This is a genomic window from Burkholderia sp. RF2-non_BP3 (assembly GCF_001522185.1).
GTDB lineage: Bacteria > Pseudomonadota > Gammaproteobacteria > Burkholderiales > Burkholderiaceae > Burkholderia > Burkholderia diffusa.
This window is the reverse complement of record NZ_LOSU01000003.1, coordinates 1-15,833: the sequence shown is the minus strand read 5'-3', so window position 1 is coordinate 15,833 and position 15,833 is coordinate 1. Positions and strand designations below refer to the sequence as shown.

The window sequence follows — 15,833 nt, the reverse complement described above, 5'->3', positions numbered from 1 at the left end:
TTCCGACCCGAGAAATCCATGAACGACCTGTCACGCCCCACCGAAGCCGTTCCCGCATCGCGCCTCGCCGCGTTCGTCGAGCGCTGCGCCGACACGATCATCCGGCAGCGCCGGCTGCTGATGCTGCTGTGCATCGCGGCGACGCTCGCGCTCGGCCTGTCCGCGACGCGCCTGAAGCTCGATCCGGGCTTCAACAAGATGATTCCGATGCAGCACCCGTACATGCAGGTGTTCGAGCGCTACGCCGGCGCGTTCCCCGGCGCGAACACGATTCTCGTCAGCCTGCGCTGGAAGGGCGACGGCGACATCTACAACCAGACGTTCATGGACGCGCTGCGCCACGCGACCGACGACGTGTTCTTCATCCCCGGCGTGAACCGTTCGCGCGTGTTCTCGCTGTTCACGCCGAACGTCCATTACACCGAAGTGACCGAGGCTGGCTTTCGCGGCGACGTGGTCGTGCCCGGCCAGTTCTCGAGCGCGAACCCGGACGATCTCGCGAAGGTGCGCCGCAACGTCGCGCGCTCCGGGCAGATCGGCCGGCTGGTCGGCAACGACCTGAAGTCGGCGCTGATCCGCGCGGAACTGCGCGAGACCGATCCCGCCACCGGCAAGCGGCTCGACTACAGCGCGGTCGCGCGCCAGCTCGAGGAAATCCGCGCGCGCTACGCAAGGCAGGGCATCGACGTCAACATCATCGGCTTCGCGAAGCTGGTCGGCGACGTCGAGGCCGGAATCGCCGGCGTGATGGCGTTCTTCGCGCTGGCGTTCCTCGTGACGGCCGCGCTGCTGTTCGCCTATACGCGCTCGCTGAAGACCACCGTGCTCGCGCTCGTCGTCGCGCTGCTGCCCGTCGTCTGGCTGCTCGGCGCGCTGCCGCTGCTCGGGCTCGGCATCGACCCGATGTCGATCCTCGTGCCGTTCCTGATCTTCTCGATCGGCGTGTCGCACGCGGTGCAGATGACCAACGCGTGGAAGCAGGCGCTGGTGCGCGGCGCGTCGTCGGTCGAGGCCGCGCGCGACGCGTTCCGCAAGCTGTTCGTGCCGGGCACGGTCGCGCTGCTGACCAACGCGCTCGGCTTCATGGTGATCATGCGGATCAAGATCGACATCGTGCGCGAACTCGGCATCACCGCGTGCCTCGGCGTGCTGCTGATGATCGTCACCAACAAGGTGTTCCTGCCGATCCTGCTGTCGTACACGCGCCTCGAGCGCGGCACGCTCGCGCGTGCGCAGCGCACGGCGGCGGCCGGCGGCAGCGGGAAGTGGTCGCGCTTCGCGGTGTTCGCGCGGCCGGCGCCGGCGCTCGGCGTGTTCGCGGTGGCGCTCGCGCTGCTCGCGTACGGCACGCTCGAGTCGCGCAAGCTGGAGATCGGCGACATCGGCACCGGCGCGCCGGAACTGCGCGCGAACTCGCGCTACAACATCGACAACGCGGCCATCACGCACCAGTACAACATCGGCGTCGACGTGCTGTCGGTGATCGTCGAGACGACCGGTTTCGACGATGCGTGCCTGCATTACCCGGTGATGAGCGCGATCGAGAAGTTCGAGATGAACATGCGCGGCGTGGCCGGCGTGCAGTCGGTGACGAGCGTGTCGTCGCAGGGCAAGGTGTTCATCGCCGCGTTCAACGAAGGCAACCCGCGCTGGGCCGCGCTGCCGCGCTCCAGCGACGGGCTCACGCAGGGCTCCAATGCGTTCGATCCCGACAACGGGATGAACACCGCGAACTGCAAGGCGATCCAGGTGCTGATCTACACGCAGAACCACGAAGGCACGACCATCGCGCACATCGTCGACGAGATCAAGCGCTTCGCGGCTGACAACCCGACGCCGAACGTCGCGTTCCGGCTTGCGGGCGGCAACGTCGGCGTGATGGCCGCGACCAACGAGGCGGTGGGCGACGCGGAGATCGCGATGCTGCTGTCGATCTTCGGCGCGATCGCGCTGCTCTGCGCGGTCACGTTCCGCTCGTGGCGCGCGGTTCTGTGCATCATCGTGCCGCTCACGCTGGTGTCGATCCTGTGCAACGCGGTGATGGCGCGGCTCGGCATCGGGCTGAAGGTCGCGACGCTGCCGGTGATCACGCTCGGCGTCGGGGTCGGCGTCGACTACGGGATCTACCTGTACGAGCGCCTGCAGCACGACATCCGCCACGGCGCGACGCTGCCGGACGCATTCGCCGACGCGATGCGCCAGCGCGGCACCGCGGCGCTGTTCACGGCCGTCACGATGTTCATCGGCGTCGGCACCTGGGCGTTTTCCGCGCTGAAGTTCCAGGTCGACATGGGCGTGCTGCTCGCGTTCATGTTCCTCGTGAACCTGTTCGGCGCGGTGTTCCTGCTGCCCGCGCTGGCCGCATGGCTCGGCGTCGAGCGGGCGGAGCGCCGCGTGTCGCGCGAGCCGCAGCCGGCATCGCCGCAGGCCGCGCCGGCCCCCGCGCTCAAGCCGACGCGCACGCTCGAACCCGGCAATCCGGTGCGCTGAGCGACGCAACCCCCGTTACCCCGGTGCGCGGCGGGCCGCCGCGCGTCCCCCAAAGAGGAGTCAACCCACATGTCCGCACGCCCTTACAAGATCGAAGCCCAGCCGCTCGCGCAGCGCTATGCGCGCGGCTGGCACTGCCTCGGGCTCGCCCGCGACTACAAGGACGGCAAGCCGCACACGCTGAACGTCTTCGGCCGCAAGCTCGCCGCGTTCGCGGATTCGACCGGCAAGATCAACGTCGTCGACGCGTATTGCCCGCACATGGGCGCCGACCTGAGCCTCGGCACGGTCGAAGGCGACAATCTCGTCTGCCCGTTCCACGGCTGGGCGTGGAACGGCGACGGGCAGTGCGCGTCGATCCCGTACTGCAAGCGGATTCCGCCGAAGGCGCGCATCGGCGCGTGGCCGACCTGCGAGGAAAACAACCTGCTGTTCGTGTGGAACGACCCGGAAGGCAATGCGCCGCCGCCGGAAGTCGCGATTCCGCGCCTCGACGTGTGCTTCTCCGGCGAATGGTCGGACTGGGTCGTCGACAAGATGGTGATCCAGGCGAACTGCCGCGAGCTGGTCGACAACATCTCGGACGTCGCGCACTTCGCGACCGTGCACCACGCGCCGATCGACTATTTCGCGAACCTGTTCGAGGATCACAAGGCGACGCAGCTGATGGTCGGCCGCAGCGAGAAGCTCGGCGGCGACAGCCTGACCGCGTTGTCGACGTATTTCGGGCCGGCCGTGCACATCACGCAGATGACGGGGCAGAGCGGCGGGCAGCCGATCCATTCGGTGCTGCTGAACTGCCACGTGCCGATCGACATGAACAGCTTCGAGCTGCGCTACGGCGTGATCGTGAAGAAGGTGGCCGGCCTGAGCGACGCGCAGAACATGGAGATCGCGAACGCATATGTGAAGGAAGCGCAGCGCGCGTTCTACGAGGACGTCGACATCTGGCACAGCAAGACGCGCATCGACAACCCGCTGCTGTGCGAAGGCGACGGCCCGCTGTACCAGATGCGCGACTGGTATTCGCAGTTCTACCTGGACGCGGCCGACGTGCGGCCGTCGAGCGTCGCGCGCAAGACGTTCGAGATGAAGATCCGCGACGGTGCGGCGCCGCCGCCGCTGCATCACGTGTTCGAGCCGCGGTGACGGGCAGGAGCGGCGAAGCGCGGCGAAAATAGGGGGCGCATCGTTTCGTGTCCCGATCGCCGCCGACGCCCGCCAGGCAAGGCGCGCGCGCCGCCGCGCGCCTGCAACGCATCGAAAGAGCTTGACGGATCGGCCTGCACCGCGTAGTGTCCGAGACCGAAGTCTTCAAGAAGTTCGATTGCTCATCATTGGCCGCACGGCGTGCGGCAGTCGTTGGTCTCTCCCTCTTTTGATTCTTTCTGTGCCCGTCACGGGGCGCATGTTCAATTATTCGTATTAAGGAAGTATTTGTGGATACCGGTACCGTCAAGTGGTTCAACGAAACCAAGGGCTTTGGTTTCATTTCCCCGGACAACGGCGGCGACGATCTGTTCGCCCATTTCTCGGAAATTCGCGGCACGGGCTTCAAGACCCTGGCCGAAGGCCAGAAGGTCAGCTACGAAGTGAAGCGTGGCCCGAAGGGTCTGCAAGCGTCGAACATCACGCCGCAGTAAGCCGCTTCGGCACCGGCCGTCGAATGGCGGCCGCTGCCGGTCGGATATCGCGCGGAGGCCGGCCCGAGCCGGCGTCCTGCGCGTTTCGACGCACACGACCGATGCATCGCGGAATTCACGATGCATCGGTCGTGTGCTTCCCTCATCCATCGCAGGTCCGTACGACGTGCGATCCAACGCCCTCGCGACGCGCTCGCCGCGTCGCCAGCGGCCCATGCTTGAACCCGAGTAGACCGTCGCCATGCCGCACGCGGCGCGGTCCCGACTTTGCGCGGTGCCGATCGCATCGCCGCCACCGACCGCCCGACCGCCGCATTGCGCCGGGCTCCGATTGCAAGACGGGCGCGTCGCCCGTCTGAACGAATTGATCCCCGGCATCCCGCCGGCCGCCGTCCCGTTGCGGGGCACGGCGCCGGTGAGTTCGCCGCGGCCGCGGTCATCACCTTGTCTGGAGGAATTGGTTTGGCAAAAGAAGAACTGCTGGAACTGGACGGAATCGTCGACGAAGTGCTGCCGGACAGCAAATACCGTGTCACGCTGGAAAACGGCGTCGTGGTCGGCGCGTATGCGTCGGGCCGCATGCGCAAGAACCACATCCGCATTCTCGCGGGCGACCGTGTGACGCTGGAACTGTCGGTCTATGACCTCACCAAGGGCCGCATCAACTTCCGCCACAAGGACGCGAATTCGCCGCGTCCGCCGCGCACCGGGCAACCGCGTCGCTGAAGCAGTAGCGATCGGGCAGCCTAACGCCGCACCGATCGAAATCCGTCCGGCCCGTTCATGCGGCCGGGCACACCGGATGGACGGCGCGGTTCGCGCCGTTCGACGGTCGCCGGCGGCGGGGCAGTGCCGCGGCGGCCGAGGCCGCATTCTCTCCGGTCGAATCGTCCGATTCGCCTCGTTTTCCCCGCACTCGCCGATTCGCCGCGCATCGCTTTTCTCTCCCACGTTGGTCGTCGGCTGAATGCACGCGTCTTGCTGCGCGCCGTAACCGGCTTTACGCGCGGGCCGGCGTAGCCGTACACTCGTCGGCAATTCGCGGCCCGCGCACGTTGCAGCGCCTTTCCTTTCGGTTTCTTTCCGTGCCGCCGCGATCGTGCCAGCCGGATATTCGTCGCGCGACGCCAGGAGGCGCCATGAGTGCAGACGCAACCCCCGCAGCTCCTTCCGTTCCCGCAGCGCCGTCGGTTCAGGACCGCATCCGGCACGTGTTCGTGCTGATGCTCGAGAACCGCTCGTTCGACCATCTGTTCGCGCTCTCGGGCATCGCCGGCATCACGGCCGCGACGCCGGGCGACAGCAACGCATACGGCGGCACCGTCCATCCGTTCGGCGGCGGCGCGCCGGACCGGATGCCGACCGATCCGTGCCACGAATTCTCCGACGTGCTCGAACAGTTGTGCGGCGCGGGCGTGCCGTTCGTCAAAGGGCGGCCTTATCCGAGCGTCGACAATTCGGGATTCGTGTCGAATTACGCGACGTCGCATTCCGAAGGCACGCCGCCGCAACCGGGCAGCATTGGCGCGATCATGCAGGGTGTGGATGTGCGCACGCAGGCGCCGTCGCTGTATGCGCTCGCGAACGCGTTCGTGCTGTGCGACCGCTGGCACGCGTCGATGCCGGGGCCGACCTGGCCGAACCGCTTCTTTCTGCACGGCGCGTCGTCCGCCGGCCTCGACCATTCGCCGACCCGCGAAGAAATGGCCGGATGGGATACGTTCGACGGCTTCCCCTATCCGAAAGGCTCGATCTTCGCCGCACTCGGCGACGACAACTGGCGCATCTACCAGGACCAGTCGGGCGATCCGCTCGGCCACGTGCCGCAGGTGACCTCGCTGAAGGGCGTGAGCTTCTTCGACGTCGACGATCTGGCGCACTTCGAAGCCGATCTCGCGGCCGGCTATACCGCGCGCTACACGTTCATCGAGTCCGGTTACGGCGACATCGTGCACGGCACCTACCAGAACGGCAGCTCGCAACATCCGATGGACGGCCTTGCCGGCGGCGACCAGCTCGCCGCGCGCGTGTACGACGCGATCCGCAATTCGCCGGTGTGGGAGCGCAGCCTGCTCGTGATCGTCTACGACGAGCACGGCGGCTTCTACGATTCGGTCCGGCCGGGCGCGGCGCCGCCGCCGAACGACGGCGCGGCCGCGACGCTGAACGCGAGCGGTTTCGGCTTCGACGTGTATGGCGTGCGGGTGCCCGCGATCGTCGTGTCGCCGTGGGTTGCGGCAGGGCACGTCGATCACACGCCGTACGATCACAGCTCGGTGGTCGCGACGCTCGGGCGCCTGTTCGGCCTCGCGCCGCTGACCGACCGCGATCGCGCCGCGAACGACCTGCTGTCGCTTGTGACCACGACCTGCCGCACCGACTGCCCGACGAGGATCGGCTCATGAACACGACTTCGGCGACGGACCCGCGCGATGCGCTGCCCGTGCGTGACGGCACCAGCCTGATCGCGTATCTGCACATCCTGAAGAAGGCGCATGCGGCGCTGGTCGGGCACGACCACGCGCATCGGCGGTTCAGCGAGATCGTCACGCGCGGACAGGCGCGGCAGTACATCGAGGAGCTGATGCCGACGCTGCTGCAGGCGCGCGCGGCACATCGACGACGCAGGCATGGCGGAAAGCACCGCTGATGCGGTGCGTGGTTGACGGCAACGGGGCGCATCGCGCCCCGTTCCGCAGATTCGCCGGCGTATCGGGCGATGGCGGCCCGATATCGTCGATCACGCCGGTTACGCCGCCACCTCCCGCGCCCGCACCATCGTCAGCGCCGCATCCTCGATCATGTCCTCCTGACCGCCGACGAGCCGCTGGCGACCCAGTTCGACGAGGATGTCGCGCGCCGGAATCCCGTATTTCGCTTCCGCACGCTTCGCGAACAGCAGGAACGACGAGTAGACGCCCGCATAGCCGAGCGTCAGCGCATCGCGGTCGAGGCGGATCGGCGCGTCCATGATCGGCACGACGAGATCCTCGGCCACGTCGGAAATCGCGAACACGTCGACGCCCGTCTCGATCCCCATCCGGTCGCACACGGCGACGAACACTTCCATCGGCGTATTGCCCGCGCCCGCGCCGAGGCCAGCCGCGGCCGCGTCGATCCGGTTCGCGCCGGCGGCGACCGCCGCGACCGAGTTCGCGACGCCCATCGCGAGGTTGTGATGCCCGTGGAAGCCGAGTTCCGTCTCCGGCTTCAGCGCGGCGCGCACCTGGCCGATCCGCGCGGTCACGTCGTCGGGCAGCATGTGGCCGGCCGAATCGGTGATGTAGATGCAGTTCGCGCCGTACGACTCCATCAGCTTCGCCTGCACGACGAGCTGCTCGGGCGACGACATGTGCGCCATCATCAGGAATCCGACCGTATCGAGTCCGAGCGTGCGCGCCAGGCCGATGTGCTGTTCCGACACGTCCGCTTCGGTGCAGTGCGTGGCGACGCGGATCGTGCCGACGCCGAGTTCGTGCGCCATGCGCAAGTGCTCGACGGTGCCGATGCCCGGCAGCAGCAGCGCCGACACCTTCGCCTGCTTCAGCTCCGGGATCACGGCGCTCAGGTACGCCTCGTCGGTATGCGCGGGAAAACCGTAGTTGACCGATGCGCCGCCGAGCCCGTCGCCGTGCGTGACCTCGATCAGCGGCACGCCGGCCACATCGAGCCCGCGCGCGATGTTGCGCATCTGGTCGAGCGTGATCTGATGACGTTTCGGGTGCATCCCGTCGCGCAACGACATGTCGTGGACGGTGATCTTCTTGCCTGCAAGTGACATCGTGTGACTCCTCGACTCAAGCGGTGGCGGCCGTCGCGGCCAGCATCTGTTCGGCGAAACGCTCGGCCGTGGCGGCCGCGGCGGCGGTCATGATGTCGAGGTTGCCCGCGTACTTCGGCAGGTAGTCGCCGAGCCCCTCGACTTCCATGAAGACCGACACGCGGTTGCCGTCGAACACCGGGCCGTTCTTCAGCGTGTAGCCGGGCACGTAGCGCTGCACTTCCTTGACCATCGCGTGCACCGACGCGGTGATCGCATCGACGTCGGGCGGCCCGTCGGTCAGGCAGTGGATCGTGTCGCGCATGATCAGCGGCGGTTCGGCCGGATTGATCACGATGATCGCCTTGCCCTTGCGGGCGCCGCCGACCTGTTCGATCGCGCCGGACGTCGTGCGCGTGAATTCGTCGATGTTCTTGCGCGTGCCGGGGCCGACCGAGCGCGACGATACCGTTGCGACGATCTCGCCGTACGCGACCGGCTGCACGCGAGACACCGCGTACACCATCGGGATGGTCGCCTGGCCGCCGCAGGTCACCATGTTCACGTTCATCTGCGCGCTGTCGAGGTGCGCGTCGAGGTTCACCGGCGGCACGCAATACGGCCCGATCGCGGCGGGCGTCAGGTCGATCATCTTCACGCCGAGCGCGGTGAGCTTGTCGGAGTTGTCGCGGTGCACGTAGGCGGAGGTCGCGTCGAACGCGATGCGGATGTCGTCGCCGACGACGTGCGGCAGCAGCCCGTCGACGCCCCGGTCGGTGGTCTTCAGGCCGAATTCGCGGGCACGCGCGAGGCCGTCGGATGCCGGATCGACGCCGACCATCCACACGGGTTCGAGCACGGTCGAGCGGCGCAGCTTGTACAGCAGGTCGGTGCCGATGTTGCCGGGCCCGATCAGTGCGCATTTGATTTTCTTCATCAGGTTCGTTCCTTTAGATAAAGCGGACGTCGCAACTGCCGATGCCGGAAATGTGCATCGACAGCGCGTCGCCGGCCGTGACCGGAATCAGTTTCGCGAGCGAGCCGGACAGCACGATCTCGCCGGCAAGCAGCGGCACGTCGTATTCGGCGAGGGTGTTCGCGAGCCACGCGACGGCGTCGGCGGGATGGCCGAGCGCCGCGTCGCCGCGGCCTTGCGCGACGCGCTCGCCGTTCTTCTCGATCGTCATCTCGCACGCGGCGAGGTCGAGCGTGCGCGGGTCGACGCGCGCATCGCCGAGCACGTACACGCCGCACGACGCGTTGTCGGCGACGGTGTCCTCGATACGGATCGCCCAGTCGCGGATGCGCGAATCGACGATCTCGAAGCAGGGCGCGACGGCGGCCGTCGCGGCGATCACGTCGGTGCGGTCGATGCCGGGGCCGCGCAGGTCGCGCGCGAGGATGAACGCGATTTCGCCTTCGGCGCGCGGCGCGATCAGCGATTCGGTGGCGATCGCCTCGCCGGCCGCGTAGTGCATGCCCGACAGCAGGATGCCGAAATCGGGCTGGCGCACGTTCAGCATGTCCTGCACGGCCTGGCTCGTCACGCCGATCTTCTTGCCGACCACCGATTCGCCGCGCTCGACGCGGCGTTCGATGAAGCGTTGCTGGATGCGGTACGCATCGTCGAGGGACAGCCGGCGCGGGCGGCTCGACAGCGGCGCGACCGGTGCGCGTGCGTGCCACGCGGCGTACAGCTCGTCGCCGAGCGTCGTATGCAAGCGGGAAGACATGAAAGGGCCCTCGAATGGAAAAGGCCGCCGTCCCGGGCGGCGTCGGGCGCCGGAGCGCGGCTCCGGCGCGTGGGGCGCGGGCGTGCCGCGCCGGATGCTTAGTTACCCGAACTGCGGATCGCGTCCGGCGAGAAGTACGCCTCGCTGAACTGCGGGCTGCTGTCGAGTTTCGGCATCGGCCCTTCGTTGGTCAGGCGGTCGGCCATGTATGCGCCGGAGATCAGGTCGTGGAAGAACACGACGCCGGGGTAGAACGTCTTCGCGTCGTACGCGTACAGCGTCGTCGCGACGTTGGTGCGCCACAGCTGGCCGCGTGCGTCGTAGTTGTCGGCGAGCAGCGTCATCCACGAATCCTCGTCGATGTACAGCACGCGCTTCGCGTACTGATGGCGATAGCCGCTCTTCAGCGTCGCCTGCAGCACCCATACGCGATGCAGCTCGTAGCGGATGTACGACGGGTTCTCGTGGCCCTTGGTCAGCAGGTCCGCATACTTGACCGAGCTGTCCATCGCCTTGTAGTTGTCGTACGGCACGTAGATTTCGCGCTTGCCGACGATCTTCCAGTCGTAGCGGTCGCCGGGGCCGTTGTACAGGCGGTCGTCGTCGACGGTGCGGAAACCGCCGGGGCCTTGCGGCTGGTCATAGCCGTATTCGGGCGCCTGGCGCACGCGCCGCGTGCCGGGGTTGTACATCCACGTGCGCGACGAGTTGTCGGCGCCGGCCTTGTCCCAGTTCGTGAAGCCGACGATCAACGAGCCGCGGTCCGACAGCGGCAGCTCCGTCGCGTTGCGGTAGAACGTGCGGTTGTTCAGGTCGCTCTTCACGTCGTACTTGCCGACGTTGCGCGGCGAGTAGATGTCGTAGCGCACCTTGCCCCACGCGATATTGCCGTCGGAGTACACGACCGCCTGATCGTAGGTCGCCTGCTCGGTGCCGATCGCCGACGAGAAGCGCTGGTTCCACAGCAGCTCGGCGGCCGTCTTCGGAATCGGGTAGGGCACTTGCGGCGGCGCGTTGGTCAGCCCGTTCGCGTCGGGCGTCATCGTCGAGTCGGGCGCGTACGTGCGGATGTCCTTGTAGACGGAATCCGCGTAGCGGAAGTCGCGATGGCTCGGGTAGACGTTGATCTTGAACGTGGCCGGGTAGCGCTTGAACATCGCCTTCTGGCCGTCGGTCAGGTGCTCCGCGTACTGCGCCATGTTCTCCGCGGTGATCGTCGCGACCGGCTTCTCGCTCGCGAACGGATCGGGGTAGCGGCCGCCGCGCTTGTACTGCACGTCGGGCGGCGTGCCGAGCCACTTGCCCGACCACTCCGGCACGCCGCTGTCCTTGCTCGCGGCGCGCACCGCGCCCATCGGCGTGAGCGGGCCGTCGAGCGCCTTCAGGTCGTCCGGCGTGACCTTCGGGAACGACGCCGTCGCGACGAGTGCGCACGCGGCCATCACCGACGCGCGCAGGAGGGGGAGACGAGTTCGTTTCATGACAAATCCTCTTCTTGCTGAGTGACGAGCGGCCGGGCCGCTCAGAAGTGGTAGGTCGCCGTGGCCAGCACGTAGTCCCGATCGGCGAGCGGACGCGTGACGGGATTCGGCGAACCGAGGAACTTCGCGTAGACGAGCGACAGCGACAGGTTGCTCAGGCGCGTGAACGTGACGCCGGCGGTCACGCGGTGGTCGCCCTGGCCCGTGAGCGAGCCGAGCGCGCCGGCCAGCGGCGACGTACCCGCCAGGTCGTGCGTGTACGTGAGCGGCACGTCGAGATCCCAGCCGTTGAACACGTTCTTGTAGCTGAGCGTCCAGGCCAGCTCGAGGGCGAGCGCGTTGCGCGAGTTCGTGAGGGTGGTCGAGCCGTCGACGGCCGAGATGCCGCCCGCGTGCACGTACGTGATTTCGCCGACCAGCGACTGCGAATTCGCGAGGAAGCTCGGCCCGATCGAGTAGATGCCGGACAGGTTGAGCTGCGTGACGTTCGCGCGCGTCGCCTGCGCGCCGGTCGGCGTGTTGACGAGCACGGCCGCGCCCTGGCGGTATGACGCTTCGCCCGCGACGTTGACCGGACCGACTTGCGTCGAGAAACTCGCGCCGGTCAGCTTGATGTTGTTGAAATAGGTCTGCCGGTACTGGAGCACGGGATAGAACGACGTGACGACGCTCGGGTTCATGTCGTTGTAATGCAGGTGATACACGCCGAGCTCGGTATCGCCGAACACGCGCAGGCGTGCGCCGATACCCCACTGGTTGTGCGCGCTCGGCTTTTCGTCTGCGCCGCGCGGAATGATCATCCCGCCCGGGCCGATGATGAACTGCGCGCCCGGGCCGACCACGTCCGAATAGCTCCAGTACGTGCCGGGCGCGGTCAGGCGGTTCTGCTGGAACGAGAACTGGTAGTAGCCGAGCAGGCTGAAGTTCGGCGTGATCTGCCACTGCGTCGAGATCTGCGGCACGGGCAGCAGGATGTCCTTCACCTGAGCGCCCGCGACGTAGGACTTGGTGGCGTCGGCCGGGCCTTGCGCGCCCGCGATGTTCGGGAAGAACAGGCTTTCGCCCCACGCGACCACCTGGTCGCCGACCTTCACGTTCAAGCTCGTCGCGCCGATCTTGAAGGTGTTGTACGCGTAGGCGGCGAGCAGCGTCGTGTGGCCGCCCGACCAGTAGCGGGCATCGCTCGAGAAGTTGTTGTACTGGCCCGAATGGTTCACTGTGCCCGGCGCGTCGTTGTAGTTCGGGCGGTGATAGGCCTGATCGTAGAACGTGCTCGCGCGGACGAACACACCCCAGTCGTCGTGCTTCAGGTTCACTTCGCCGAGCAGGCTCACCTGATTCTCGATCAGCTTGTTCTTCGCGAAGTTGCGATCGCCGTCGTCGCCATTGATGTTCGCGGGCGTCAGCAGATTGCCGCTCGGCGCACGCGTGCGCATGCCGAGGCCGTAACTCAGCGTGAACGTGTAGTCCAGCGTCGTGTCGGCGCCAAGCTCGATCGTGCTGCCTGCGTGCGCGTTGGGAACGGCGCACGTCAGCAGCGCGGCGGCCAGCGTCGACAGCGTGGCGGTGGCCCGCTTGTCGGTACGGCGCGAAATCCGTTGATGCATGGTGTCTCCTCTGGGGTATCGACGACGGTCGACTGTGGTTGTCGTGAGAGGCAGAGTAGGGAGATCGCGGTAGCAGGGAATCGTCGAAATGAACTAGATGACTTCCCTAGGACTGGAAACGATCGGGGCGCGCCGGTCGCGTTCGCGCGTCAGCGTGGTTCCGTTCGTGCCGCCGCGAGGAACGCCGGCCGTTCACCGCCCCCGTCGAGCCGCAGGTTCGCGCCCGACGTGTACGACGCATCGGGCGACGCGAGGAACAGGCACGCCGACGCGACGTCGTCGGGCGTCGCGAGCCGTCCGGCGGGAATCGTCGCGCGGATCGCGTCGAGCGCGGCGTCGTCGCCGTAGTGGCCTTCGGTCGCGGATTCGGTCTGCACGAGGCTCGGGCTGATCGCGCACACGCGCACGCGCGGCGCCCATTCGACCGCGAGCGACGTGACCGCGTTGACGAGGCCCGCCTTCGCGGCGCCATAAGCGGCGGTGCCGGGCGAGGGACGCGATGCGCTGACGCTCGCGATGAACAGCATCACGCCGCCGTGCGGTTGCGGTTGCATGATCGCGTTCACGCGCTGCGCGAGCTGCAGCGGCGCGATCAGGTTCAGTCGCACGATCGATTCGGTGAAGCGCGGCGACGCGTCGGCCGCGAGCACGAACGGCGAGCCGCCCGCGTTGTTGACCAGCACGTCGAGGCAGCCGGTGGCGTCGCGGATCGTCGCGAGCATCGCGTCCACCTGCTCGATGTCGCGCAGGTCGGCAGCAATGAAGGTGGCCGTGCGGCCGCCGCCCGAAGGCGGCGTGTCGGGCGCGCTGCGTCCGCACACGAACACGCGCGCGCCCGCCGCGAGAAACCGCTCGGCGATGCGCCGTCCGATGCCCTTGGTGCCGCCCGTCACGAGCACCGTCCTGCCGCTGTAGTCGAATCCGTTCATCGTCTGCCTCCGTTTCGGTGGCCCGATGATAGGAACAAGCGCGCGCGGTTTCGTAGTCTGAAAGGATGATGCCGGCCGGCGCCGGCGGCGCAATCATCGTGGCAGGCATCCATCGACCGACGAAGGAGACAACCCGCGATGACGACCCCCACGACGCCGCCGGCCGGCATCTTCACCGACGTACCGGGCGGCCTGCGCCTGCATCACTTCGAGGCGGGCGACGGCCGCCCGGTGGTGTTCATCCACGGCAGCGGCCCGGGCGCCAGCGGCTTCAGCAACTTCAAGCACAACTACCCGGCATTCGCGGCTGCCGGCCATCGCGCGATCGTCGTCGACCTGCCGGGTTACGGGCAGTCGTCGAAGCCGTCCGATGTCGCCTACACACTGGATTTCTTCGTCGATGCGCTGCACGCGCAGCTGTCCGCGCTCGGCATCGGGCCGGCCGTGCTGCTCGGCAATTCGCTGGGCGGCGCGATCGCGCTGAAATACGCGCTCGATTATCCCGACGAAGTCGACGGGCTGATCATGATGGCGCCGGGCGGCGTCGAGGATCGCGACACCTATTTCCGGATGGAAGGGATCCAGCGAATGGTGAAGCTGTTCACCAATCGCCAGATGAATGACGACACCATGCGCGAGCTGCTGACGCTGCTGGTGCACGATCCGGCGATCGTCACCGACGCGCTTGTCGCCGAGCGGATGAAAGTGTGCGTCGAGCAGCCGACCGAAGTGCTGTCGACGATGAGCGTGCCGAACCTGACGGGGGCGCTCGGCGACCTGCGCTGCCCGGTGCTTGGCTTCTGGGGCACGGACGATCGCTTCAATCCGGTCGGCGGCGCGCTGACGTTTCTCGAACGCTGCCGCGACGCGCGTTTCGTGCTGCTGAACCGTTGCGGCCACTGGGTCATGGTGGAACACTCGGCGTATTTCAATCGCGAATGCCTCGATTTCCTGGCGGCGCCTGCCGCGACCGCGTCACGATAACGCCCGATGCCCCTGATGACCGGCCCGTTCGAGGCCGGTTCGCCTGACTACACGGAGACACAATGAAACTCATCGAAGACCTGTTCGACCTGCGCGGCAAGGTGGCCGCGATCACCGGCGGCGCGCGCGGCATCGGCGCGGAAACGGCACGCACGCTGGCCGCGGCCGGCGCGAGCGTCGCGATCCTCGACGTGCTGTCGCAACCGGCGGAAGCGCTCGTCGAGGAGATCCGCGCGCAGGGCGGCCAGGCCGCGTTCTGGTCGCTCGACGTGACGCGCGAGGCCGACGTGGCGCGCGTGTTCGACGAGATCGTCGCGCGCTTCGGGCGCCTCGACGTGCTCGTGAACAACGCGGGCATCGAAGGGCACAACGTGCCGACGCACGAACTCACGCTCGCGCAATGGCAGCGCGTGCAGGACGTGAACGTCAACGGCGTGTTCCTGTGCACGCGCGCCGCGATTCCGCACCTCGAGGCGGCCGGCGGCGGCTCGATCGTGAACCTGTCGTCGATGTACGGGATCGTCGGCGGTCCCGACGTGCCCGCGTATCACGCGTCGAAGGCGGCGGTGCGGATGATGGCGAAGGTCGACGCGATGCTGTATGCAGCGAAGAACATCCGCGCGAACTCGGTGCATCCGGGCTATATCCGCACGCCGATGCTCGAGGACGCGTTCCGCCAGATGGGCCAGGATCCGGACCGCGCGTTCGAATACATGCAGACGCACGTGCCGATGGCGAAGATCGGCAGCCCGCGCGACATCGCGGCCGGCATCCTGTATCTCGTGTCGCCGGCGGGGCGCTACGTGACGGGTGCGGAGCTGGTGATCGACGGTGGATACACCGCGCGCTGACGCGCCGCGGCGGTCGAAACGAAACAGGAGACAGGCAGTTGAAAGCGCTCGTGGCAGTGAAGCGCGTGGTCGACGCGAACGTGAAGGTCGGCGTGAAGTCCGACCGCACCGGCGTCGACATCGCGAACGTGAAGATGTCGATGAATCCGTTCGACGAGATCGCGGTGGAAGAGGCCGTGCGATTGAAGGAGGCCGGGGTCGTGGCGGAGGTGATCGCGGTGTCGGTCGGTGTGACGCAAGCGCAGGAAACGCTGCGCACGGCGCTGGCGATCGGTGCCGATCGCGCGATCCTCGTCGAGTCGAACGACAGCGTCGAGCCGCTGGCCGTCGCGAAGATCCTGAAGGCGCTGGTCGA

15 protein-coding genes are annotated in these 15,833 nt (G+C 67.4%); 9 read left to right on the top strand and 6 right to left on the bottom strand.

Annotation, left to right across the window (positions count from 1 at the left end):
• The first annotated feature begins 18 nt into the window (after positions 1-18).
• The 6 genes from WS45_RS00930 to WS45_RS00905 all read left to right on the top strand — a co-directional run bounded on the left by WS45_RS00930 (position 19) and on the right by WS45_RS00905 (position 6,783).
• Entirely contained in the window at positions 19-2,490 is a 2,472-nt protein-coding gene (locus WS45_RS00930; protein ID WP_059697660.1) for an efflux RND transporter permease subunit, read from the top strand.
• Positions 2,491-2,559: 69 nt separating this feature from the next.
• Positions 2,560-3,639: a Rieske 2Fe-2S domain-containing protein gene (locus WS45_RS00925; protein ID WP_059697658.1), complete on the top strand. Its 1,080-nt coding sequence runs from the start codon at positions 2,560-2,562 to the stop codon at positions 3,637-3,639.
• Positions 3,640-3,929: 290 nt separating this feature from the next.
• Entirely contained in the window at positions 3,930-4,133 is a 204-nt protein-coding gene (locus WS45_RS00920) for a cold-shock protein (protein WP_006751843.1), read from the top strand.
• Between the two features lie 462 nt (positions 4,134-4,595).
• Entirely contained in the window at positions 4,596-4,859 is a 264-nt protein-coding gene (gene infA, locus WS45_RS00915) for a translation initiation factor IF-1 (RefSeq protein WP_011355053.1), read from the top strand.
• 413 nt (positions 4,860-5,272) lie between these two features.
• Positions 5,273-6,538 carry an alkaline phosphatase family protein gene (locus WS45_RS00910; RefSeq protein ID WP_059697656.1) on the top strand — a complete coding sequence of 422 codons (1,266 nt, stop codon included), beginning with the start codon at positions 5,273-5,275 and terminating at the stop codon, positions 6,536-6,538.
• The gene (locus WS45_RS00905) at positions 6,535-6,783 is read left to right on the top strand and encodes a hypothetical protein (RefSeq protein WP_059691331.1); all 249 of its coding nucleotides are present in this window, start codon (positions 6,535-6,537) and stop codon (positions 6,781-6,783) included. Before WS45_RS00910 ends, WS45_RS00905 begins: the two co-directional genes overlap by 4 nt.
• Before the next feature lie 99 nt (positions 6,784-6,882).
• Here the strand turns inward: WS45_RS00905 and dmpG are convergent, their stop codons facing one another.
• The 6 genes from dmpG to WS45_RS00875 all read right to left on the bottom strand — a co-directional run bounded on the left by dmpG (position 6,883) and on the right by WS45_RS00875 (position 13,643).
• Positions 6,883-7,914 carry a 4-hydroxy-2-oxovalerate aldolase gene (dmpG, locus tag WS45_RS00900; RefSeq protein ID WP_059697654.1) on the bottom strand — a complete coding sequence of 344 codons (1,032 nt, stop codon included), beginning with the start codon at positions 7,912-7,914 and terminating at the stop codon, positions 6,883-6,885.
• Between the two features lie 16 nt (positions 7,915-7,930).
• A complete protein-coding gene (locus WS45_RS00895) occupies positions 7,931-8,830 on the bottom strand; it encodes an acetaldehyde dehydrogenase (acetylating) (RefSeq protein WP_059697652.1) in 900 nt (299 codons plus the stop codon).
• Between the two features lie 13 nt (positions 8,831-8,843).
• Complete coding sequence (dmpE, locus tag WS45_RS00890; protein WP_059697650.1) at positions 8,844-9,626, bottom strand: 2-oxopent-4-enoate hydratase; 783 nt, start codon at positions 9,624-9,626, stop codon at positions 8,844-8,846.
• Between the two features lie 98 nt (positions 9,627-9,724).
• Positions 9,725-11,107, bottom strand: a complete 1,383-nt coding sequence (locus WS45_RS00885) for a DUF1329 domain-containing protein (protein ID WP_059537769.1) — start codon at positions 11,105-11,107, stop codon at positions 9,725-9,727.
• A 41-nt stretch (positions 11,108-11,148) separates the two neighbouring features.
• Complete coding sequence (locus WS45_RS00880) at positions 11,149-12,714, bottom strand: DUF1302 domain-containing protein (RefSeq protein WP_059697648.1); 1,566 nt, start codon at positions 12,712-12,714, stop codon at positions 11,149-11,151.
• A 149-nt stretch (positions 12,715-12,863) separates the two neighbouring features.
• Complete coding sequence (locus WS45_RS00875) at positions 12,864-13,643, bottom strand: SDR family oxidoreductase (protein WP_059537777.1); 780 nt, start codon at positions 13,641-13,643, stop codon at positions 12,864-12,866.
• Positions 13,644-13,781: 138 nt separating this feature from the next.
• On the opposite strand from WS45_RS00875, the gene WS45_RS00870 reads away from it, so the two are divergent.
• The 3 genes from WS45_RS00870 to WS45_RS00860 form a co-directional block, all read left to right on the top strand.
• The gene (locus WS45_RS00870) at positions 13,782-14,627 is read left to right on the top strand and encodes an alpha/beta fold hydrolase (RefSeq protein WP_059697645.1); all 846 of its coding nucleotides are present in this window, start codon (positions 13,782-13,784) and stop codon (positions 14,625-14,627) included.
• Positions 14,628-14,689: 62 nt separating this feature from the next.
• Positions 14,690-15,478, top strand: a complete 789-nt coding sequence (locus WS45_RS00865; RefSeq protein ID WP_059537782.1) for an SDR family NAD(P)-dependent oxidoreductase — start codon at positions 14,690-14,692, stop codon at positions 15,476-15,478.
• 38 nt (positions 15,479-15,516) lie between these two features.
• Positions 15,517-15,833: electron transfer flavoprotein subunit beta/FixA family protein (locus tag WS45_RS00860; RefSeq protein ID WP_441294161.1), on the top strand; the 317-nt coding region annotated here is incomplete at its 3' end.